Here is a 16,028-nt window from a genome sequence, read left to right as displayed (position 1 = left end):
TCTATTTGAAATAGATTTTAAAGGAAGTTCCTTCATGAAGTTGGCTTTCAACGGTGATGCTTCCGCCCATGGCATCAATTTGGTTCTTGGTGACAAAAAGGCCCATTCCCTTTGCATCTGGGTTGTTGTTGAAGGTTTTATACATCCCGAAAATCTTGTCCTTGTTTTTTTGCATGTCAATCCCGATTCCGTTATCGGAAATTTCAAGAACCGTTTTTGAATTTTCGATATAGCTTTGAATATTGATGTAGGAATCTTTATTTGGGTCACTGTATCTAATGGCATTTGAAATACAGTTGATAAGAATATTTTCCAGATAGGCCGGATTATAAACTACCAATGTATCTTCCTGAACCTTACAGTTTATCGTAATGTTTCTCTGTTCGATTTCTATAGAAAGATCGTGAAGTGTCTTGTCAATACACCTTCTTAAATTCAAAGGTTCAACATTTAGGTTTACATTGGTTTGAATGTTCACTACCTCGTTCAAGTTGTGCATCGTTTCATTCAAAGCTTCAGAAACAGAACTTAATAACGGCAAGAGTTCTTCTCTTTCCTTATCTGATTCGGCATTTTTAAGTAAAGTGGAAAGCGATTGCAAATTGCTCGTATGCGAACGAAGGTTGTGTGAGATGATATAAGAAAAGTTCAGCAAACGCTTGTTTTGTTCGGTCACTAGCGAAAAGGAATTGTTCAGTTCAATTTCGATATCCTTACTTTGGGTAATATCAATCATGATACCTCTCAAGTTAACCGAACCATCGCTTTCAGTAATCACATTCACAATGTCACGAAGCCATACAATTCTGCCGTCCTTGGCAATCATGCGGTATTCAAAATCATGCTGTTTGAGTTGAACTGTTTGATTGGTACAATAATCAATCGTCCAATCACGATCTTCGGGATAAATATGATCGACCCAAAAGTTCGGACTTTCCATCCATTCTTCGACAGTATAGCCTAAAATATTTTCTACTTTCTTACTGATGAAGCTAAACTTGAACGTTACTGCATCACATTCCCAGACAATTCCATCAATAGTATTGATGAGCGATTCGATTCGTTTTTGAGAAGCCACAATAACTTTTTGCGAAGCCTTACGTTCGGTAATATCTTCGGTTGAAATGATAATACGCTCCAGCGAATCTTCATATCCTTTAACGATATTCCAGGTCAGCGAGATGTATTTAGTAGTTCCATTCGGAAAAACAATCTTGCCTTCAATTCGTCCTTTTTGTTCTTTTTGCGTAACGCCAATTAAAATTTTAATAATAGCTTCAAACGTTCCGTGCTTGATGATTTCAGGGAAATTGGCAATCAATTCTTCCTTGCTTTCTACATTGTGAAGCACAAGACTTTCAGTATTTACATTTATAATTCGAATCAATGAAATGCACTTGTCAACAATTTTGGGGTTTGCATTCAAAAAATCAGAAACCATTGATTTGTCTTTTCCCATCAAGCCAAGATCTTCCAAATATTTTTTCACTTCCGATAAATCTTCTTCCCACAAGGCAATTGGCGAATCATCAAAAAGACTGCGGTATTCTTCCTCACTTTTTTTGATGGCTTCTTCGGCTTTCTTTGTTGCAGTTATGTCTTCAACCACAGAAATAACCGTTTTTGGTGTTTCGCCTTGGCTCCATAAAGGAGAAACTGTTACGCGTCCCCAAACAACCTCGCCATTTTTTTTGATGTATCTTTTTTCGGCCACTATTTTTGAGATTTCTCCTGAAATCAATTTCTGCAAGCTCGACATCGTATGGGATAAATCATCAGGGTGTGTAATTTCTTTGTAGTTTTTATTTTTCAGCTCTTCAAGAGTGTAACCAAAAAACTGACAATAGGGCTCATTAACTTCAACATATTGGTTGGTTATAAAATTTATTTTGGCAATACCAACAGCGGCCTGGCTGAAAATGCTTTGATATCGGGTTTCACTTTTAATCAATTTCTTCTTTTGTTTTCTTGCCAGGGAAAGTAATTCGGAAGGCTTTTTTAGGATTAAGCCAATCGTTATGGATAACAACGTACTTAATGCCAAACATAGAATCAGCAAAGGGAGGAGATCGGCCACTAGATAGTTTTCGTCTTTGCTGATCAGGTAAATTTTCCAGTCGCCATCGGGAAAGGAAACTTCGCTAAAATGCTTCTCTGAAAAATCTTCCTTGTTGGGCATGAAAAATTCCTCTTCTTTGGTATTTGGATTGATTTTTCCAAATTGAAAGTAAAATTTTGAAGAATCAATTTCATTTACCCCTGCATTTTTCAGAAGCGTATCGAGTTTTATAACCACTGCCGAAAATCCCCAGAGTTTCTTTTTAAGATAGATAGGATATCGTCCCACAATGCCAATTCCGCCTTGCCTCAATTGCAATGGACCAGCAAAATACATGTTGTTTAAAGTAATAGATTTCTGGATTTCTTCCTTTAAATTAGGGTTGCCATAAAGATTGTAGTTTAAAGCCTCTTCATTTCCTTCAATCGGATAAATATATTTGATTACACCATCAGGAACCAACTGAACCGCACTTATATCAGGATTAGATTGAATTATTTGTGAAGCAACCGTCTGAAAATGTTCTACTTCACCATGATGGTTTAGGGTCATGGCCAAGGTTAAAGTACTGGTATAACTTGCCTTGAGGGTTTGTTCGATGTTTTTATGAATAGTATGAAGGATCGCCGACATTTCTCGATCATGAATCTTATGGCTCACTTCATAGCGCAAGGAGATGATAAAATAGGAAATGATAAGACACACGAAAAGGACCAAATAGCTAGTGCGTTTAGGTCTGTCAATTAGCCAATTAACAATTGAAGTCCATGCTTTTTTTAGGTTCATCTTGAGTTTGGGGTAACAAAGATTTGGAATAAAGATAAGTTTTTTTAACATCTAAAAACAACTAAACTCTTAAATATTTAATGTTATTTGTATTGATTTTTAATAATAATATATGATTTTCCTAATTTAGGTAGTACTTTTATCATAAAATAAAGTACAGCACAGGAATGGACATTTTTGAAATCGTAGGTTATATTTTAGCAGTTTTAGTGGGTATATCTTTAGGATTAATTGGGAGTGGAGGCTCGATACTTTCTGTTCCAATTTTGGTCTACATCATGGGGGTAAATCCAATATTTGCAACAGCCTATTCACTGTTCATTGTGGGTTCCTCGGCTTTGGTTGGCGGAATAAAAAAAGCCATCAACAAGGAAGTCGATTTTAAGACAGTTGCTCTTTTTGGCATTCCTTCCATCTTTGCAGTTTTCCTAACCCGAAGTTATTTGGTTCCCAATATCCCCGAAGTTATCTTTTCCCTGGAGTCATTTCAATTTACAAAATCAATTGCTGTAATGGTTTTTTTTGCCATTATAATGATTTTGTCGGCCTTGAAGATGATGCATTCCAGTGCAACCGAAAAAGAGCACACCAAAGTAATCAAAAACAAATACCTGAAAATAACCCTCCAAGGTTTAATGATCGGAGTAGTGGCCGGAACCGTTGGAGCTGGAGGTGGCTTCCTCATTATTCCAGCTTTGGTTTTATTGATCAGGATGCCCATGAAAATTGCCATCGGGACTTCCTTGTTTATCGTAGCCGTTCAGTCCCTTATTGGCTTCACAGGCGATTTGCTTCACAACAGTTCAATGGATTGGAATTTACTTTTGCTCTTTACTCTTTGTTCCATCATCGGAATCTTTATCGGAAATTACCTCTCCAAAAAAATCTCTGGCGACAAGCTCAAAGTAGGTTTTGGGTGGTTTGTTTTGGTGATGGGGGTTTATATTATTGTGAAAGAGTTGTTTTGGGATAGGAAATAAAAAACTAGATGGTTTGTGTAGTTATGTTTTTATTCCCCATTAATTAATTGACTATAAGTTTTAGCCATTTTAACTTTTAAAAGCCATTTTTGAATAAAGTCACTATCATCAAGGTCAGAAATTCTATTCATTAAATATTCCCGTAATTCTTCGATGCTCATGGTTTTTGTGGTCGCTTCGTAAATTACTTCAGTTTTCCAAACGTTTGGTAGAAATTTTAACCAGTTACGCCAATGTTGAGTCATTTTTACTTTTCTAGTTGCTTTGAAAACACTCCCTTCACAGTCACAAAATAATTTATCCTTATAAAATTCATTAAATACTGAATCATTGTTGGTATAAATATACTTCTCATAAACAATAAACTCTATTATATCTTCGCTATTTGGCCATTTTTCAATCGATATATTTATTAAAGGGAAAGTCATTTTTATTAAGTGTTTAAGTATAGAAATTGAAGTTTTAGCAATAAGATTAAACCTTTCCAATGATTCGAGCTTACGCGATTTGCAGTTTTTTAATTTAATAGTTCAGACGGAATAATTTTTTCAAGTAACAATTTCATTTTCGGATTGTCAACGGTAACAAATTTCCAATCTAAAAGATTACTCTCATTATCGGCAATTATTATTTTTTCAGCATTGATTTTGTAAAATCCACTTTCCTTATCAAATTTTACATTTCCAACTCCGAATTTTGCTTCAAAATTTTTAATCATTTGTAATACTTTTTCTTCGCTATTTTCAATGTCTTTAAATTTCATTTCAATTGGAGAAATTATATAAAACTTGACATAGTTAACATTTTCAATTCGCTTTATTTCGTCAAATTTTAAGAATGTTGGAATTCCAGTTTTATATTCAATATTTGGCATATTATAAACTGCTTCCATTAAGTTTTTCATTTGTTCTCTTGGGATTATTTCAAATAATTTAGGGTTTGAATATTCCAATGCGTTATCAATTTTTCTATCAGCAATAAGATTGTAATACTCATTGAAATCTTTTTTAATTTCTGAATTTATATCAATTTTTTGTCCAAGTGAAATTAAGCAAACGAAAAGAGTTAGAAATGTGATTATTTGTTTCATCTTGATCTATTTAATTTTTTATATTTTGTAATATAATACTTGTTTTCTTTTCGAAAATTCCAATCTACGTACTTTTTAAAAGGAATATCATTTTCAAACATATCTAAAAATGATTTCATAGGAATTATATTGAAAATCAGTGTTTGTAATTTAGGATTGTCAGTGGTATATATTTCCTTTTCTGAATCTTGCTTTATTATAAAAGTATGGACAACAGGAATCATCCCGCTTTGGTGAGGCCTTCTTATAATAGTATAACTTTTTATTTTTTTTAAAAGCGTGTCTGCAGTTTCCTTAGAAAACTCATAGGATTTGGTAAACACCGTTTTATTTTTTTTATTCTTACTATATTTTTGCGTAGCAAAATGAATTTTACCGGTTATGGAGTTATTATTTTGAATTATTTCTACACAACTATTCCCTTCCCAAGATCTAAAGACAAATTCTCCATCAATATTTTCGATTGAAATAAGATTGTAGAATAAATCTCGTTCCTTTACTTCTTCAACTTTGAAAATTGTATCTCTCAAATCATTGCAATAAAGAATATTTTTTGATTCTTGACCAAAAGTTAAATTAAAGAGTAAAAGCAGAAAGTAAATTACAGTACAATGTTTCATCGTTGCATTTGAAATGGGTTATTACTTGTCTATATTTCTGCTATCAGACATATCCACCCAAAAGTGTTATCTAACTCTGACAGTTATCAATTTTTATTTCTGTTAAATATATAAAAAAATCAATTAAATCAATTTCGAAAGGGCTACATAGCCAATGTGCAGTTTGTCTTCTTTTTGAAAGGTGTTTTCGGTAATTTTCAATTGGTAGCGTTCCTTCAAATGCGTTCCTAAAATATCTTCTACCTTAAAAACATCATCCACATCAATGCCGTATTTGTCATCAACGTGTGAGGCGGCTCCCTTAAATCCAAAATGTTTATAGAATGCTGTTTCCTTCGAAGCCTTTATGGCTGTGGACAAAAGAGGGGCAACAGTGAGTACTTTATAGTGGTATTCTTCAAATTCATTTTTCTTGTATCCGCCAAGGTTTAAAAAGAAAAGGTGTTGGTTAGAATTTGTTTTGGCGTTTCTTTCCACCACTTCTATCGAAAAACCATCCGTTGAAGTAACTTCCCTCCAGGCATCAATGTGAATTTGTCCTTTGGCTTCTGGCCAAAAAGCAATCATGTCTGGCAACAAATCCTTTAAAGAAGTTCCAATTCCGAAAAAGATGTCATGTTGTTCAGTTAGTCTGCCATCGGGAGTGCATCCCAGCATAACCATATAGAGTTTGAGTTTGTTTTCCATACTATTGCAAAGTTAGTTTTTTTGAGGCAAGAGGCAAAAACAAGTTTGGTTTGTTTCCATATAGCTAATCGTAATGCCATAAGATGAATGACTTTTCCCAAGGTTAAAAAATCTATCTGCTTCTGTCTTGTTAAAATAAAACGAATGAGTAGTAAAAAATATAAAAAAGAAACCATAAATTGAAACCAATCAACAGATCGATTCCTTAATTTTATATATAACCCCAAAAAAAAATGTTATGACTAAGCCAAAGAAGTTTCCAGAGCAGCAACAAGATCTTCCGGGTCAGGAAGCTAAGATGAATCCTCAACCGGAAATCATCAATAAAAACTATAAAGGAAGCGAAAAACTAGAAGGTAAAGTTGCCTTGATAACGGGAGGCGACAGCGGAATCGGCCGTAGTGTTGCCGTTCATTTTGCCAGAGAAGGAGCCGATGTAGCTATTATTTATCTTAATGAAAAGGAAGATGCCGAAGAAACAAAATTGTTGGTGGAAAAGGAAAATAAAAAATGTTTGCTGATTAAGGGTGATTTAAAGGACGAAAAATTCTGTCAAATCTCGGTACAGAAAACAATCAAGGAGTTAGGCGGATTAAATATTGTCGTCAACAATGCCGGACTTCAATTCTCTGAAAACAAAATCGAAAACATTACAAAGAAACAGTTGCAGGAAACCTTTGAAACTAATATTTATCCTTTTTTTTATATAGTAAAAGAAGCGCTTCCGCATCTAAAAAAAGGCGATACAATTATTAACACTACCTCCGTAACGGCCTATCGGGGAAGCGAACATCTGTTGGACTATTCAAGTACCAAAGGTGCTATTGTAACTTTTACGCGTTCTCTTTCTGCGATGCTTGCTCAAAAGGGAATCCGTGTGAATGCCGTTGCTCCAGGACCAATTTGGACACCCTTGATTGTAGCCACATTTGAGAAGGTTTCGGACTTTGGTCAAGACACACCAATGGGTAGGGCAGGACAGCCATCGGAAGTGGGACCCGCCTTTGTGTTCTTGGCTTCAGAAGACAGCAGTTACATAACTGGACAAGTCATACATTTAAATGGTGGAGAAATTGTTGGAAGTTAGGTAATTCTGGTGCTGTTGATGGATTTCACCCATTTATCTTTACTGCAAACCGAGCAAAGATGTTTGTGGGTTTCCTCAATCGTTTCGGTATTTCCGCAAAAGGCACAGGAATAAACATCCTCTTTCGTAATCTGGCAATGCTGTTCTTGATAGAGATGAGGTAGTATCGGAAGTCCATATTTCACCTCATCATCTCTATAATAATAAAGGCTGATTTCGCCAGAAACTTCAATGAATGCTATTTCCACTTGTCCGAGATGGGAAACACTGTATTGCCGCATCTCTGCGAAAAATTCGTCGTATCCCAGGGGTTCGTTTTTGAAATTCGTGATGGAGAACTTCCCATTTTTAACCAGGCAAATGGGTTTCCCTTCAATCATCTTTTCAAATCGGTCGCTTTTCAAAGCCAAATAGGTGGTGAGCTTGTAGCAGATAATAATAAAAATAAAAACCGTAAAGGCACTCAAAACACCAACTTCCTTATAGAACATCGGATCTCCAGCAGCCGAACCCAAGCTGATGATGATTACCAATTCAAATACCGAAAGTTGTTTGACGCCTCTTTTTCCTAAAATGGCAAGCGTTATCAATATGGCAACAAACATTAGGATTGTTCGTAAAGCAATTTCAAAAAGAAACAGCCATTCTTCTTTTCCTTTTAGGATTTTATCGAGTTCGAATACTGCAGAAAATGGCATAGCAATTGTTTTGGGGTTAAAATTGTAGTCTAAATTACGAAATTGTTCAATACAAAAAAGGACAATCAAGCAAGTGCCCAATTATCCTTTTAAGGATTTTGTGAGGTGCTTTTTAAATATTTCGGTCTCTATTTAAATCAGTATCATCATCAAAATCATCTGGTTCACTGTCGTATTCGGCAGCATCTAAATCTTCATCTTCATCTTCAGGAGAGGCTTTATAGTGATCGTCATGTGCATCTTGCTCATCACTACCTCCATAATTTTTTCTGTCGCTTGCTCTTCTTTCTTCCTCGGTGTTTCCTGTCATTCGAGCTTCTTCTTCTTCAAGTTCCTCGTTGCTGTATTGGGAGTTTCCAGAGTTAAAATCCCTTTCACCCAAACGTCTGTCTTCGTTGTCACGATCGTTGTTGTTCCGTGTTTCAGAAGTGCTTTCTTCAGTGGCATTTCCTGTCAAACGTTGGTTCTCAGTTTCAAGGTCATCGTTGTTGAATCTTTTAGACTCATTTCCACCAAACTGTTCTGCTGATTGATTTCTTTGTGAATCCTGATTTGGATTCTGGCTATCGCGGTTGCCTTGACCGGAATTACCGTTTTGGTTTGTGTTCATAGCTGTTGTATTTAAAATGGTTAAAAATTATTTTTATCTATTAGATGTATATTTTATTCTTTTTTGGTTTTTTGATAGTAAGACCACTTTTCTAGTGATCTTTAAAACTTTTCTAAGTTTCGGATGCTTAATTATTTCAAATGTATAGACAAACTACTCCTAAATATTATAGTATTAATTACGAGAATTATATAATTTAAAGGTATCAAAATTTGGAATTTGTTAATTTTAATAACTTGATTATTAATATCCTAATAATTTATAATCTTGTAATCTTCAGCTGAAATTGTATAAGTTTTTCATCCCTAAAAAACCAAATTTTGTATTGGATGAAAATTGTTCATTTATAATTATTAAAATAAAAAAGTTATGAAAACGACCACAAAAAGTACAGCTAAGAAAAGTAACGCTACGAAAAGTGCAACCACGGAAGATGTGGCTACAAAAACATCAACATCAAAAGGAACTTCTACAAAAGGAATTGTAAAAGCAAAATCAAATGCAGCCGATGGCTTGAGGTCCTTGTTTGAAGACAGCCTGAAAGACATTTATTGGACCGAAAAAGCACTGACAAAAGCATTGCCAAAAATGGCCAAGAATGCCACTTCACCCGAATTGAAAACAGCCCTTGAAGATCATTTGGCCGAAACAGAAGAACACATTGCACGTTTGGAAAAAGTATTTCAAAGCATTGGAAAAAAAGCTGTAGCTAAAAAATGTGATGCTATGGAGGGCCTAATCAAGGAAGGCGAAGGCATTTTGGAAGAAACCGAAAAAGGTGTAGTGAGGGATGCTGGAATCATTGCCGCCGCTCAAAAAGTGGAACATTATGAAATTGCTACATACGGAACTTTGTATGCATTTGCAAACACTTTGGGTGAAAGCGAAGCGGCTGAACTTTTGGCCTCAACCTTAGAAGAAGAGAAAAATGCGGATGTAGCTTTGACTGAAATTGCATTGGCAACAATCAATATTGAAGCGGCCGAGCAAGATGAAGAATAATTGGTATTATGAGGTGAAAACTTCGGCAATCTTATGCGAATAGGTCACTTAATTTTTACTTTCAAAAAATTATTTAGAAGGTAATTATAGCGTTTATTGAACTATTCAGAATCATTAACTAAATACAATATTTATGAAAACGAAGTACACACTATTGGCTTTGGTTCTGACCACAACATTTTTATCCTGCAAGGATAATAAAGCCATAACTCCAACAGAAGAAAGGATTGAAGCAAACCAACCGACAGAATACGATAATTCTTTGGAGCAATCTTCAGATACTATGCAGGTCATTAAGGATTCTGTCATTGATCCTAACATGAAAGGCCAAAGCGATACCCATGGAAGAGATACTGATGCAGGAAGATAGATATGGTAATCCTATAAGTATAGATTGGAATTTTATAATATTTCATAATGAGTAAAATTTATTTTTGTTTTTTGACCCCAAAATGATAAACAATTGTTAAACAACCGACTTATGAAAACAATTAACTTTAAGATTCTAGCCTATTTAGCATTTGCACTTTTTGCAGGATTTTTAACCTTTTCTTGCGGAAATTGTGACGATGGTAATAATTTCGAAGACCAACAATCTACTCAAGTCATTGATAGCCTTTCAGTAGCACACTAAATTAAAGCCTGCAATTTATTTGCAGGTTTTTTTATGTTGATACTACATTGATTTTATAAACATATAAGAGTTCAAACAATAATAATTTGCTTTTAAAATTGATTTACAAGTGTTTATGTTTACATTTAACAAATATTGATAAAAACTTTAACAAAAAAACAATGAATCTAAAAAAAGCAATTTTGTTTCTCCTACTTGCTGCAACCGCGATAGGATATGCTCAAAAGAAAAAAGTAGCCGTGGTTACATTTTATGCCAACAAAGTAATTGATTTTACTGCCTTGGATATCGGAAGCGAAGAATTGATCAAGGACGTGTTGGATCTTAGGGAAAATCCAAATTTCAACCTGACGCCTTTGCTGAAACAATTTCACAGCAATTTCTTTGACGACTATTCAAAGGAGTTTCCGTTTGAATTATTGCCAGAAGCCAAGGTTTTGGAATCTGAAAAATACAAAAACTTCCAACCAAAATACGAGCTCAGCAACTACGATGCAAAAAACTATTTGGTTTATGATGGTTATAAATATGTTTACGAAGGCTTCAATGGAAAATACAATGAGGAAGGTTTGGCAAAACTTTTTGCAGATGAAGCCGATGGAGTAATGTTCGTTTACATCAATTTTGGTTTTGAAAAAGGTTTCGGAATTGGCAACAACATGACCCTAAAAATGAAAGCCTTTGCCAGAATGGCCTTGTATAATAAATCAGGAGAGAAGGTTTTTGTGATCAACGAAAGCGAAAGATCTAAAAAAACAGGCGTGATGGTAAAAGGTATTCCGGTATTAAAGCCAGAAAAGATATTGCCAATGTGCGAAAGTGCATTGACAGAATTGATGGGCGATTTGAAAAAAAGAATTGGAAAGGTGACTTCCAAAAGCGAGAAGAAACTATAATTTCTTTGAATTTCACTACCAAGGATGCCGAAAGGCGTCCTTTTTTTATTTTACATATTTATCAATTATGTAATCACTGATTTCCTTTAAAGGTTTTTTGGTAATGGGATGCTCTCCCGGTGCATTAAAAAACTCAATACTGTCCCTGCTTACTTTATAATAATAGTACAGGGGCTTTTTATATTTAAAGAACTCCATTCCTTTTTTAAGCTTCACTTTCTTAAATTCAAGCAAGTCTTCATCCAACGGTTCCACAGGACTGATGCTTACAAGTCCTAGTCGTTTTACCTCGCAATCCACCACCTCATAATGATTTTCCTGCCATTGCATACACTGCTTTTTAGGAAAGCAAATGTCTTTTGCCATATATCCTCCAGATAACAGGCTAACGCCAAGCAGTAAAATGATCAAATAGTTTTGTTTTGATGGTTTTTTGCTCCGTTCAGGTTGTTGCCACTCTTTTATTTCAGGTTGTATTTTGGGCGGTTCATCTTCATGAAAAGTTGCAATAGTAATATTTTCTTCTTCAGGACTTTCATTCTCCACGCTTTCAATTTCAGTTTCAGTTTGATGGGAGTTGATGAATTTTTGATAGGGTCTGTTCTTATAACCTACTAACAAGGCCAACAGATCGGCGGCATCCATATCTTCGGACAAATCGTTTTTGCCTTTCAGGAAATTGCAAAAGCGTTTAAATCGGTCGTTTTCCCTTTTTATTTTTCCAATGCTATCCAATTCAAATTCAAAACCAAAAAAGCTTGCAAATATTTTCTTGTCATTCGGATCTGTACTGGCTTTGAGTAAAAGGACACACAATTTTCTCAACTTGGCAGAAGTAGGATGCAAAAGAAGATTCATGTGGTTACCCTGTTTTTCTTCTTCATATTGTGCTTTGATAGCCTGCTTGTATGCTGAAAAATTATCTTTCATTTTAATAGAATTAGGAATTAAAAGGAATTTTTGGGAATAATAGGAATCTTAGGAATTCCCTATAAACACTCAGGAAAAACCACCATTCCTTTGCTTCAGAATTAGTTCTTGTCTTCACTGCAGTTGGGACAAATGTACAAAACTGATTCTACAAACAGTGTTGCCCTACAGCATAGAATGATCATTCGGGAAGTATGATTCATCTTATTCTGTTTCGGCTCACTGCACTTCCCAGAGCAAAAACAATTTCCAGAACGGCCAATGGTTTTCGCGGAACCAAAATTTGGACACAAGTCCTTAAAGGCCATTCCATGTTTAATTTTTAATAATCAAAAAAATGAAAAAAATACTTTTAATGGCCTTGATCATAGCAAGCGGCCTATCGATGATTTCCTGCACTGCCGAAGCAGTAGAGGATGCAGGAACAACTCCAGTTGTGGCAGAAGGTGAACCAGCAACAACACCCATAAAACCACCGCCACCGCCATTTCCATAAAGAAATGAATTAGCAATTTTATCTTTATTTTACTAATTTCGGGGAATTAAACTTTCAATATGAAGTTCAATTCCCCATTTTTCTACCTTCTACTATTGGTTTTGTTTTTTTCTTGTACAGATAAATATAACAGCGACAAGCATGAAAGCAGTTCCGAAAAACAAATCAACAGCTACCTCGATAGCCTTGTTGCCGATACCGTTGATGTCCATAAGATGCATCTCGCCCAAAAGGCATTAAACCTCGCGAAGCAAACCAACGATAAATCCTATCAATACAAGGCAATCCTATACAAGATGGATTACGTCATTGCTTCAACCTTTCCCGACAGTATTCCAATCTACTTGGATATGCTTCTGGAAATTGCACCAAAAACAGAAAAGGAAAATGCCTACACGGCCTATGTATTGACCCGTAAAGCAGATTATATCTTTGGATTGAAAGACTATCAAAAAGCCTATGATTATTACAACCGGTCCAATGAAATCCTAAAAAAGGAAAACGACAGCCTCAGGCTAGGCTACAATCTATTGAAGATGGCCGAAGTGCAGCAAATCTATAACGACTATGTTGGCAGTGAGGAAACCATTACTGAAGCATTGGTACTTTTGGAAAATATTCAGTATCCTTCGGCAGAATACTTGAGGGAAGCCTACAACAAGCTCGGAATTTCCTACACAGGTTTAAGGGATTACAGTGAAGCCATCAAGTATTACAGCAAGGCAAAGGAATTAACCGACGATCCTGTTTCTCAAAAGATGATTGAAAACAACATCGGATTGTGCTATTTGGAGAAAAAAGAGTACGGACAGGCTATTAAAATATTTACTGTTTTATACAAAGAAGAACCTGTTAAAAGCGACCCTTTAACCTTGGCGAAAGTAGCAGACAATCTGGGCTATTCCCTTTTTCAAAACGACGGAAATTCAGGCAGGAAGCTCATGGAAGAAGCCCTTTCCATCCGAACCCAACACGCAGATAAAAAAGGATTGACCTACAGCTACCTCAATCTTGCCCATTATTACGGAAGTAGTAATCCGGCTTTGGCACTAGACTATGCACAAAAAGCCTATTCAACAGCCACCAGCCTTGGTGCCACTGATCATCGGCTAAAGGCATTGCAATTGCTGGCCACTTATGGAGAAAAGCATTATCAGGACCACTATTTTCAACTGAACGACAGCATAGATAATTTCCGCCAGCAGGGAAAAAATCATTTCGCCAAGTTGCGTTTTGACGCCACGAAGGAGAGGAACGAAAATTTAGAAAACAAGCTGCAACAAAAAGAGGATAGGATCCGGAATCTTTTGGTAGCATTTATATTGATTGGTTTTATCATCCTCGTAATTACGCTCTATTTCAGGGACAAGAGAAGGCATAAAAAGGAGAAGCAAAAGCAAAAGCAGGAAGATGAATACCGTACTGAAATCAGAATTGCCAAGAAGCTCCACGATGAACTGGCAAATGACATCTTCAATACCATGACTTTTGCTGAAATACGCAACCTTGCTACGCCCGAAAACAAGGAAATCCTGCTGGAGAACCTCGACAAGATCTATGCTCAAACCCGAAACATATCCAAGGAAAACAATACTATTGATACCGCCGAAAAATACAAGAGCCATCTCAAGGACATGCTTTCCGGTTATGGTTCAGAGGAGGTCAACATCATCCTCAAGGAAATCGACAGTATCGAGTGGATGGACATCGAAGCCGCCAAGAAGATTGTCGTCTATCGGGTGTTGCAGGAGCTGTTGGTGAATATGAAAAAACACAGCAAAGCCACTCTGGTTTTAATCAGTTTTAAAAAAACAAATAAAAAAATACAAATAAATTATTCCGACAACGGAGTAGGGATAGGGTCTCACGAGCATTTAAGAAAAAATGGTTTGCAAAATGTGGAAAACCGTATTCAAAGTATAAACGGTACGATTACTTTTGACCCAACACCCAAAAAAGGGTTTAAAGTTAATTTTTCATTTAATGCCTAAACACTTGCTATGTTTAAAAAAATCTTAATTGCCGAAGACATTGACAGTACCGGATTTGGTTTGATTACGGTCTTGGAGAAGCTTCATCATGCCGAAATTGTCCATGCCAAATACTGTGACGATGCCTTGCTCAAAATAAGGAAAGCCAACCTCGACGGGCTTCCTTTCGGTCTTCTCATAACCGACCTTTCCTTTGAGGCCGACCACCGTCAAACCATCCTGGCAAATGGCGAAGATCTTATAAAAGCCGTAAAAGAACACCAGCCAAGCCTCAAAATCATTGCCTATTCCATTGAAGAACGCACCTACAAGATCAAATACCTGCTCGAAGACCTCGACATCGATGCCTTTGTTTGGAAGGGACGCGAAAGCTCTGGCGAAGTTGTCCGTGCCATCAGTACCATCTTCAAGGGTGGTGAAAAATACCTCTCTCCGAGGTTCAACCACATCCTGCATCCTACGACACTCTTGGAAATAGGCGACTATGACATACAGCTCATCAAATTCCTGTCCGAAGGACTCACCGTTGCCGAAATAGGCGAACGCTTCAAGGATGAAGGCAAATCTGCCAAAAGCAGCAGCAGCATCGAAAAACACATCAGCAAGCTAAAGCTCTATTTCAAAGCCAAAAACAGCATCCACCTGATCAGTATTGCCAAGGATCTGGGGTTGGTTTAGGGATGTGAGTTGTGAGTTGTCGGTTATCGGTTGTCGGTTGTCAGTTATCGGTTATTTCTAGACAAGTCATGAGATTTATAATTCCATTGTTTAAAAAAAAAACTCAAAAAGCCACAACAGACTAACCGACAACAAAAAAAACCGACAACCGACAACTAGCCAAAACCCTAATTAAAAAATAGGTAAAACACCTAGTGAAAGAACAGTCATAAACCCTACGTTTGACAAAACCCTAAACAAAAACAAATACAATGACAAATTCACAAAGTCCAAACCCGGAAGCATTCAATCTTTCCATCGTTGCAACCCTTCATCCTACAGCCGAAAGTGGCATTTTTGGCTACACCGTTGAGGTGCTGCACAGTATTCATTCCCTACATCGCACCAATGCCATCGCCAGGCAGCTCAACAGCAATTTCAGCCTGCAGGCCGACATTCTTTATGAGGCCATTCAACACTTGCTCGATGCCAAGCCCTTTTCCAACCAGCAGTTGGTCCGCTATTTCACCATCCAGCAAACCATGGAGGAATTCCACCGGACCCTTGAGGACAGCGTTCAGGCCTCCCTTGAAGTACACCTTCCTTATGCCGTCGATTTTATGCTTCTTGGCGGCAGCACCACAACCTATGCCAGCCTCTCTGTTCAGAGCAGAGTCAACCTGCACCAGCAATATGAAACCCTTTACTGGGAACTGATCCAAAAAGACCGAACCGTAGAGCAGTTCATTTCCGTAGCCCAAAAAATTCTCACAGATATTTAAGCCATTTTAAATCTGTAAATTAC

18 protein-coding genes are annotated in these 16,028 nt (G+C 36.5%); 10 read left to right on the top strand and 8 right to left on the bottom strand.

Annotated features, from left to right (window positions below; translation table 11 throughout):
* Position 1 precedes the first annotated feature (1 nt).
* A complete protein-coding gene (locus tag J2X31_RS16350) occupies positions 2-2,845 on the bottom strand; it encodes a PAS domain S-box protein (RefSeq protein ID WP_310028237.1) in 2,844 nt (947 codons plus the stop codon).
* Positions 2,846-3,012: 167 nt separating this feature from the next.
* On the opposite strand from J2X31_RS16350, the gene J2X31_RS16345 reads away from it, so the two are divergent.
* Positions 3,013-3,825, top strand: a complete 813-nt coding sequence (locus J2X31_RS16345; protein WP_310028235.1) for a sulfite exporter TauE/SafE family protein — start codon at positions 3,013-3,015, stop codon at positions 3,823-3,825.
* Positions 3,826-3,854: 29 nt separating this feature from the next.
* Here the strand turns inward: J2X31_RS16345 and J2X31_RS16340 are convergent, their stop codons facing one another.
* The 4 genes from J2X31_RS16340 to J2X31_RS16325 all read right to left on the bottom strand — a co-directional run bounded on the left by J2X31_RS16340 (position 3,855) and on the right by J2X31_RS16325 (position 6,222).
* The gene (locus J2X31_RS16340; protein WP_310028233.1) at positions 3,855-4,253 is read right to left on the bottom strand and encodes a hypothetical protein; all 399 of its coding nucleotides are present in this window, start codon (positions 4,251-4,253) and stop codon (positions 3,855-3,857) included.
* 89 nt (positions 4,254-4,342) lie between these two features.
* A complete protein-coding gene (locus tag J2X31_RS16335; protein WP_310028230.1) occupies positions 4,343-4,915 on the bottom strand; it encodes a hypothetical protein in 573 nt (190 codons plus the stop codon).
* The gene (locus J2X31_RS16330; protein ID WP_310028227.1) at positions 4,912-5,535 is read right to left on the bottom strand and encodes a hypothetical protein; all 624 of its coding nucleotides are present in this window, start codon (positions 5,533-5,535) and stop codon (positions 4,912-4,914) included. Before J2X31_RS16330 ends, J2X31_RS16335 begins: the two co-directional genes overlap by 4 nt.
* Positions 5,536-5,658: 123 nt before the next feature.
* Positions 5,659-6,222 carry a DUF1543 domain-containing protein gene (locus J2X31_RS16325; RefSeq protein ID WP_310028226.1) on the bottom strand — a complete coding sequence of 188 codons (564 nt, stop codon included), beginning with the start codon at positions 6,220-6,222 and terminating at the stop codon, positions 5,659-5,661.
* Between the two features lie 238 nt (positions 6,223-6,460).
* Here J2X31_RS16325 and J2X31_RS16320 point away from each other — a divergent pair, with 238 nt between their 5' ends.
* Positions 6,461-7,309 (top strand): SDR family oxidoreductase, encoded by an 849-nt coding sequence (locus J2X31_RS16320; protein ID WP_310028224.1) that lies wholly within the window; start codon positions 6,461-6,463, stop codon positions 7,307-7,309.
* Here J2X31_RS16320 and J2X31_RS16315 read toward each other — a convergent pair.
* Both J2X31_RS16315 and J2X31_RS16310 read right to left on the bottom strand, forming a co-directional pair.
* Positions 7,306-8,007: a DUF421 domain-containing protein gene (locus J2X31_RS16315; RefSeq protein WP_310028222.1), complete on the bottom strand. Its 702-nt coding sequence runs from the start codon at positions 8,005-8,007 to the stop codon at positions 7,306-7,308. The two genes, J2X31_RS16320 and J2X31_RS16315, sit on opposite strands and share 4 nt — an antisense overlap.
* Before the next feature lie 112 nt (positions 8,008-8,119).
* Positions 8,120-8,617 carry a hypothetical protein gene (locus J2X31_RS16310; protein ID WP_310028219.1) on the bottom strand — a complete coding sequence of 166 codons (498 nt, stop codon included), beginning with the start codon at positions 8,615-8,617 and terminating at the stop codon, positions 8,120-8,122.
* A 369-nt stretch (positions 8,618-8,986) separates the two neighbouring features.
* On the opposite strand from J2X31_RS16310, the gene J2X31_RS16305 reads away from it, so the two are divergent.
* The 4 genes from J2X31_RS16305 (at position 8,987) to J2X31_RS16290 (ending at position 11,149) form a co-directional block, all read left to right on the top strand.
* A complete protein-coding gene (locus tag J2X31_RS16305; RefSeq protein ID WP_310028216.1) occupies positions 8,987-9,619 on the top strand; it encodes a YciE/YciF ferroxidase family protein in 633 nt (210 codons plus the stop codon).
* A gap of 133 nt (positions 9,620-9,752) precedes the next feature.
* A complete protein-coding gene (locus J2X31_RS16300) occupies positions 9,753-9,989 on the top strand; it encodes a hypothetical protein (protein ID WP_310028214.1) in 237 nt (78 codons plus the stop codon).
* 111 nt (positions 9,990-10,100) lie between these two features.
* A complete protein-coding gene (locus tag J2X31_RS16295) occupies positions 10,101-10,253 on the top strand; it encodes a hypothetical protein (RefSeq protein WP_310028212.1) in 153 nt (50 codons plus the stop codon).
* 161 nt (positions 10,254-10,414) lie between these two features.
* Complete coding sequence (locus tag J2X31_RS16290) at positions 10,415-11,149, top strand: hypothetical protein (RefSeq protein ID WP_310028209.1); 735 nt, start codon at positions 10,415-10,417, stop codon at positions 11,147-11,149.
* Between the two features lie 45 nt (positions 11,150-11,194).
* Here the strand turns inward: J2X31_RS16290 and J2X31_RS16285 are convergent, their stop codons facing one another.
* Positions 11,195-12,079 (bottom strand): hypothetical protein, encoded by an 885-nt coding sequence (locus tag J2X31_RS16285; protein ID WP_310028206.1) that lies wholly within the window; start codon positions 12,077-12,079, stop codon positions 11,195-11,197.
* 337 nt (positions 12,080-12,416) lie between these two features.
* Here J2X31_RS16285 and J2X31_RS16280 point away from each other — a divergent pair, with 337 nt between their 5' ends.
* The 4 genes from J2X31_RS16280 to J2X31_RS16265 all read left to right on the top strand — a co-directional run bounded on the left by J2X31_RS16280 (position 12,417) and on the right by J2X31_RS16265 (position 16,005).
* The gene (locus J2X31_RS16280; RefSeq protein WP_310028204.1) at positions 12,417-12,575 is read left to right on the top strand and encodes a hypothetical protein; all 159 of its coding nucleotides are present in this window, start codon (positions 12,417-12,419) and stop codon (positions 12,573-12,575) included.
* 59 nt (positions 12,576-12,634) lie between these two features.
* Positions 12,635-14,566, top strand: coding sequence for an ATP-binding protein (locus tag J2X31_RS16275; RefSeq protein WP_310028201.1), 1,932 nt, complete (start codon positions 12,635-12,637; stop codon positions 14,564-14,566).
* Between the two features lie 9 nt (positions 14,567-14,575).
* Entirely contained in the window at positions 14,576-15,244 is a 669-nt protein-coding gene (locus tag J2X31_RS16270; protein ID WP_310028198.1) for a response regulator transcription factor, read from the top strand.
* Between the two features lie 251 nt (positions 15,245-15,495).
* The gene (locus tag J2X31_RS16265; RefSeq protein WP_310028196.1) at positions 15,496-16,005 is read left to right on the top strand and encodes a hypothetical protein; all 510 of its coding nucleotides are present in this window, start codon (positions 15,496-15,498) and stop codon (positions 16,003-16,005) included.
* Positions 16,006-16,028 lie beyond the last annotated feature (23 nt).

Source organism: Flavobacterium arsenatis (genome assembly GCF_031456785.1).
Classification (GTDB): domain Bacteria; phylum Bacteroidota; class Bacteroidia; order Flavobacteriales; family Flavobacteriaceae; genus Flavobacterium; species Flavobacterium arsenatis.
Note: the sequence above shows the minus strand (reverse complement) of the source record. Positions and strands in the feature narration are given on the sequence as shown.

Bases quoted from the DNA above. Each gene is read 5' to 3' on its own strand.
- J2X31_RS16350 (WP_310028237.1), bottom strand. From the start codon at position 2,845: ATGAACCTAAAAAAAGCATGGACTTCAATTGTTAATTGGCTAATTGAC.
- J2X31_RS16345 (WP_310028235.1), top strand. From the start codon at position 3,013: ATGGACATTTTTGAAATCGTAGGTTATATTTTAGCAGTTTTAGTGGGT.
- J2X31_RS16340 (WP_310028233.1), bottom strand. From the start codon at position 4,253: ATGACTTTCCCTTTAATAAATATATCGATTGAAAAATGGCCAAATAGC.
- J2X31_RS16335 (WP_310028230.1), bottom strand. From the start codon at position 4,915: ATGAAACAAATAATCACATTTCTAACTCTTTTCGTTTGCTTAATTTCA.
- J2X31_RS16330 (WP_310028227.1), bottom strand. From the start codon at position 5,535: ATGAAACATTGTACTGTAATTTACTTTCTGCTTTTACTCTTTAATTTA.
- J2X31_RS16325 (WP_310028226.1), bottom strand. From the start codon at position 6,222: ATGGAAAACAAACTCAAACTCTATATGGTTATGCTGGGATGCACTCCC.
- J2X31_RS16320 (WP_310028224.1), top strand. From the start codon at position 6,461: ATGACTAAGCCAAAGAAGTTTCCAGAGCAGCAACAAGATCTTCCGGGT.
- J2X31_RS16315 (WP_310028222.1), bottom strand. From the start codon at position 8,007: ATGCCATTTTCTGCAGTATTCGAACTCGATAAAATCCTAAAAGGAAAA.
- J2X31_RS16310 (WP_310028219.1), bottom strand. From the start codon at position 8,617: ATGAACACAAACCAAAACGGTAATTCCGGTCAAGGCAACCGCGATAGC.
- J2X31_RS16305 (WP_310028216.1), top strand. From the start codon at position 8,987: ATGAAAACGACCACAAAAAGTACAGCTAAGAAAAGTAACGCTACGAAA.
- J2X31_RS16300 (WP_310028214.1), top strand. From the start codon at position 9,753: ATGAAAACGAAGTACACACTATTGGCTTTGGTTCTGACCACAACATTT.
- J2X31_RS16295 (WP_310028212.1), top strand. From the start codon at position 10,101: ATGAAAACAATTAACTTTAAGATTCTAGCCTATTTAGCATTTGCACTT.
- J2X31_RS16290 (WP_310028209.1), top strand. From the start codon at position 10,415: ATGAATCTAAAAAAAGCAATTTTGTTTCTCCTACTTGCTGCAACCGCG.
- J2X31_RS16285 (WP_310028206.1), bottom strand. From the start codon at position 12,079: ATGAAAGATAATTTTTCAGCATACAAGCAGGCTATCAAAGCACAATAT.
- J2X31_RS16280 (WP_310028204.1), top strand. From the start codon at position 12,417: ATGAAAAAAATACTTTTAATGGCCTTGATCATAGCAAGCGGCCTATCG.
- J2X31_RS16275 (WP_310028201.1), top strand. From the start codon at position 12,635: ATGAAGTTCAATTCCCCATTTTTCTACCTTCTACTATTGGTTTTGTTT.
- J2X31_RS16270 (WP_310028198.1), top strand. From the start codon at position 14,576: ATGTTTAAAAAAATCTTAATTGCCGAAGACATTGACAGTACCGGATTT.
- J2X31_RS16265 (WP_310028196.1), top strand. From the start codon at position 15,496: ATGACAAATTCACAAAGTCCAAACCCGGAAGCATTCAATCTTTCCATC.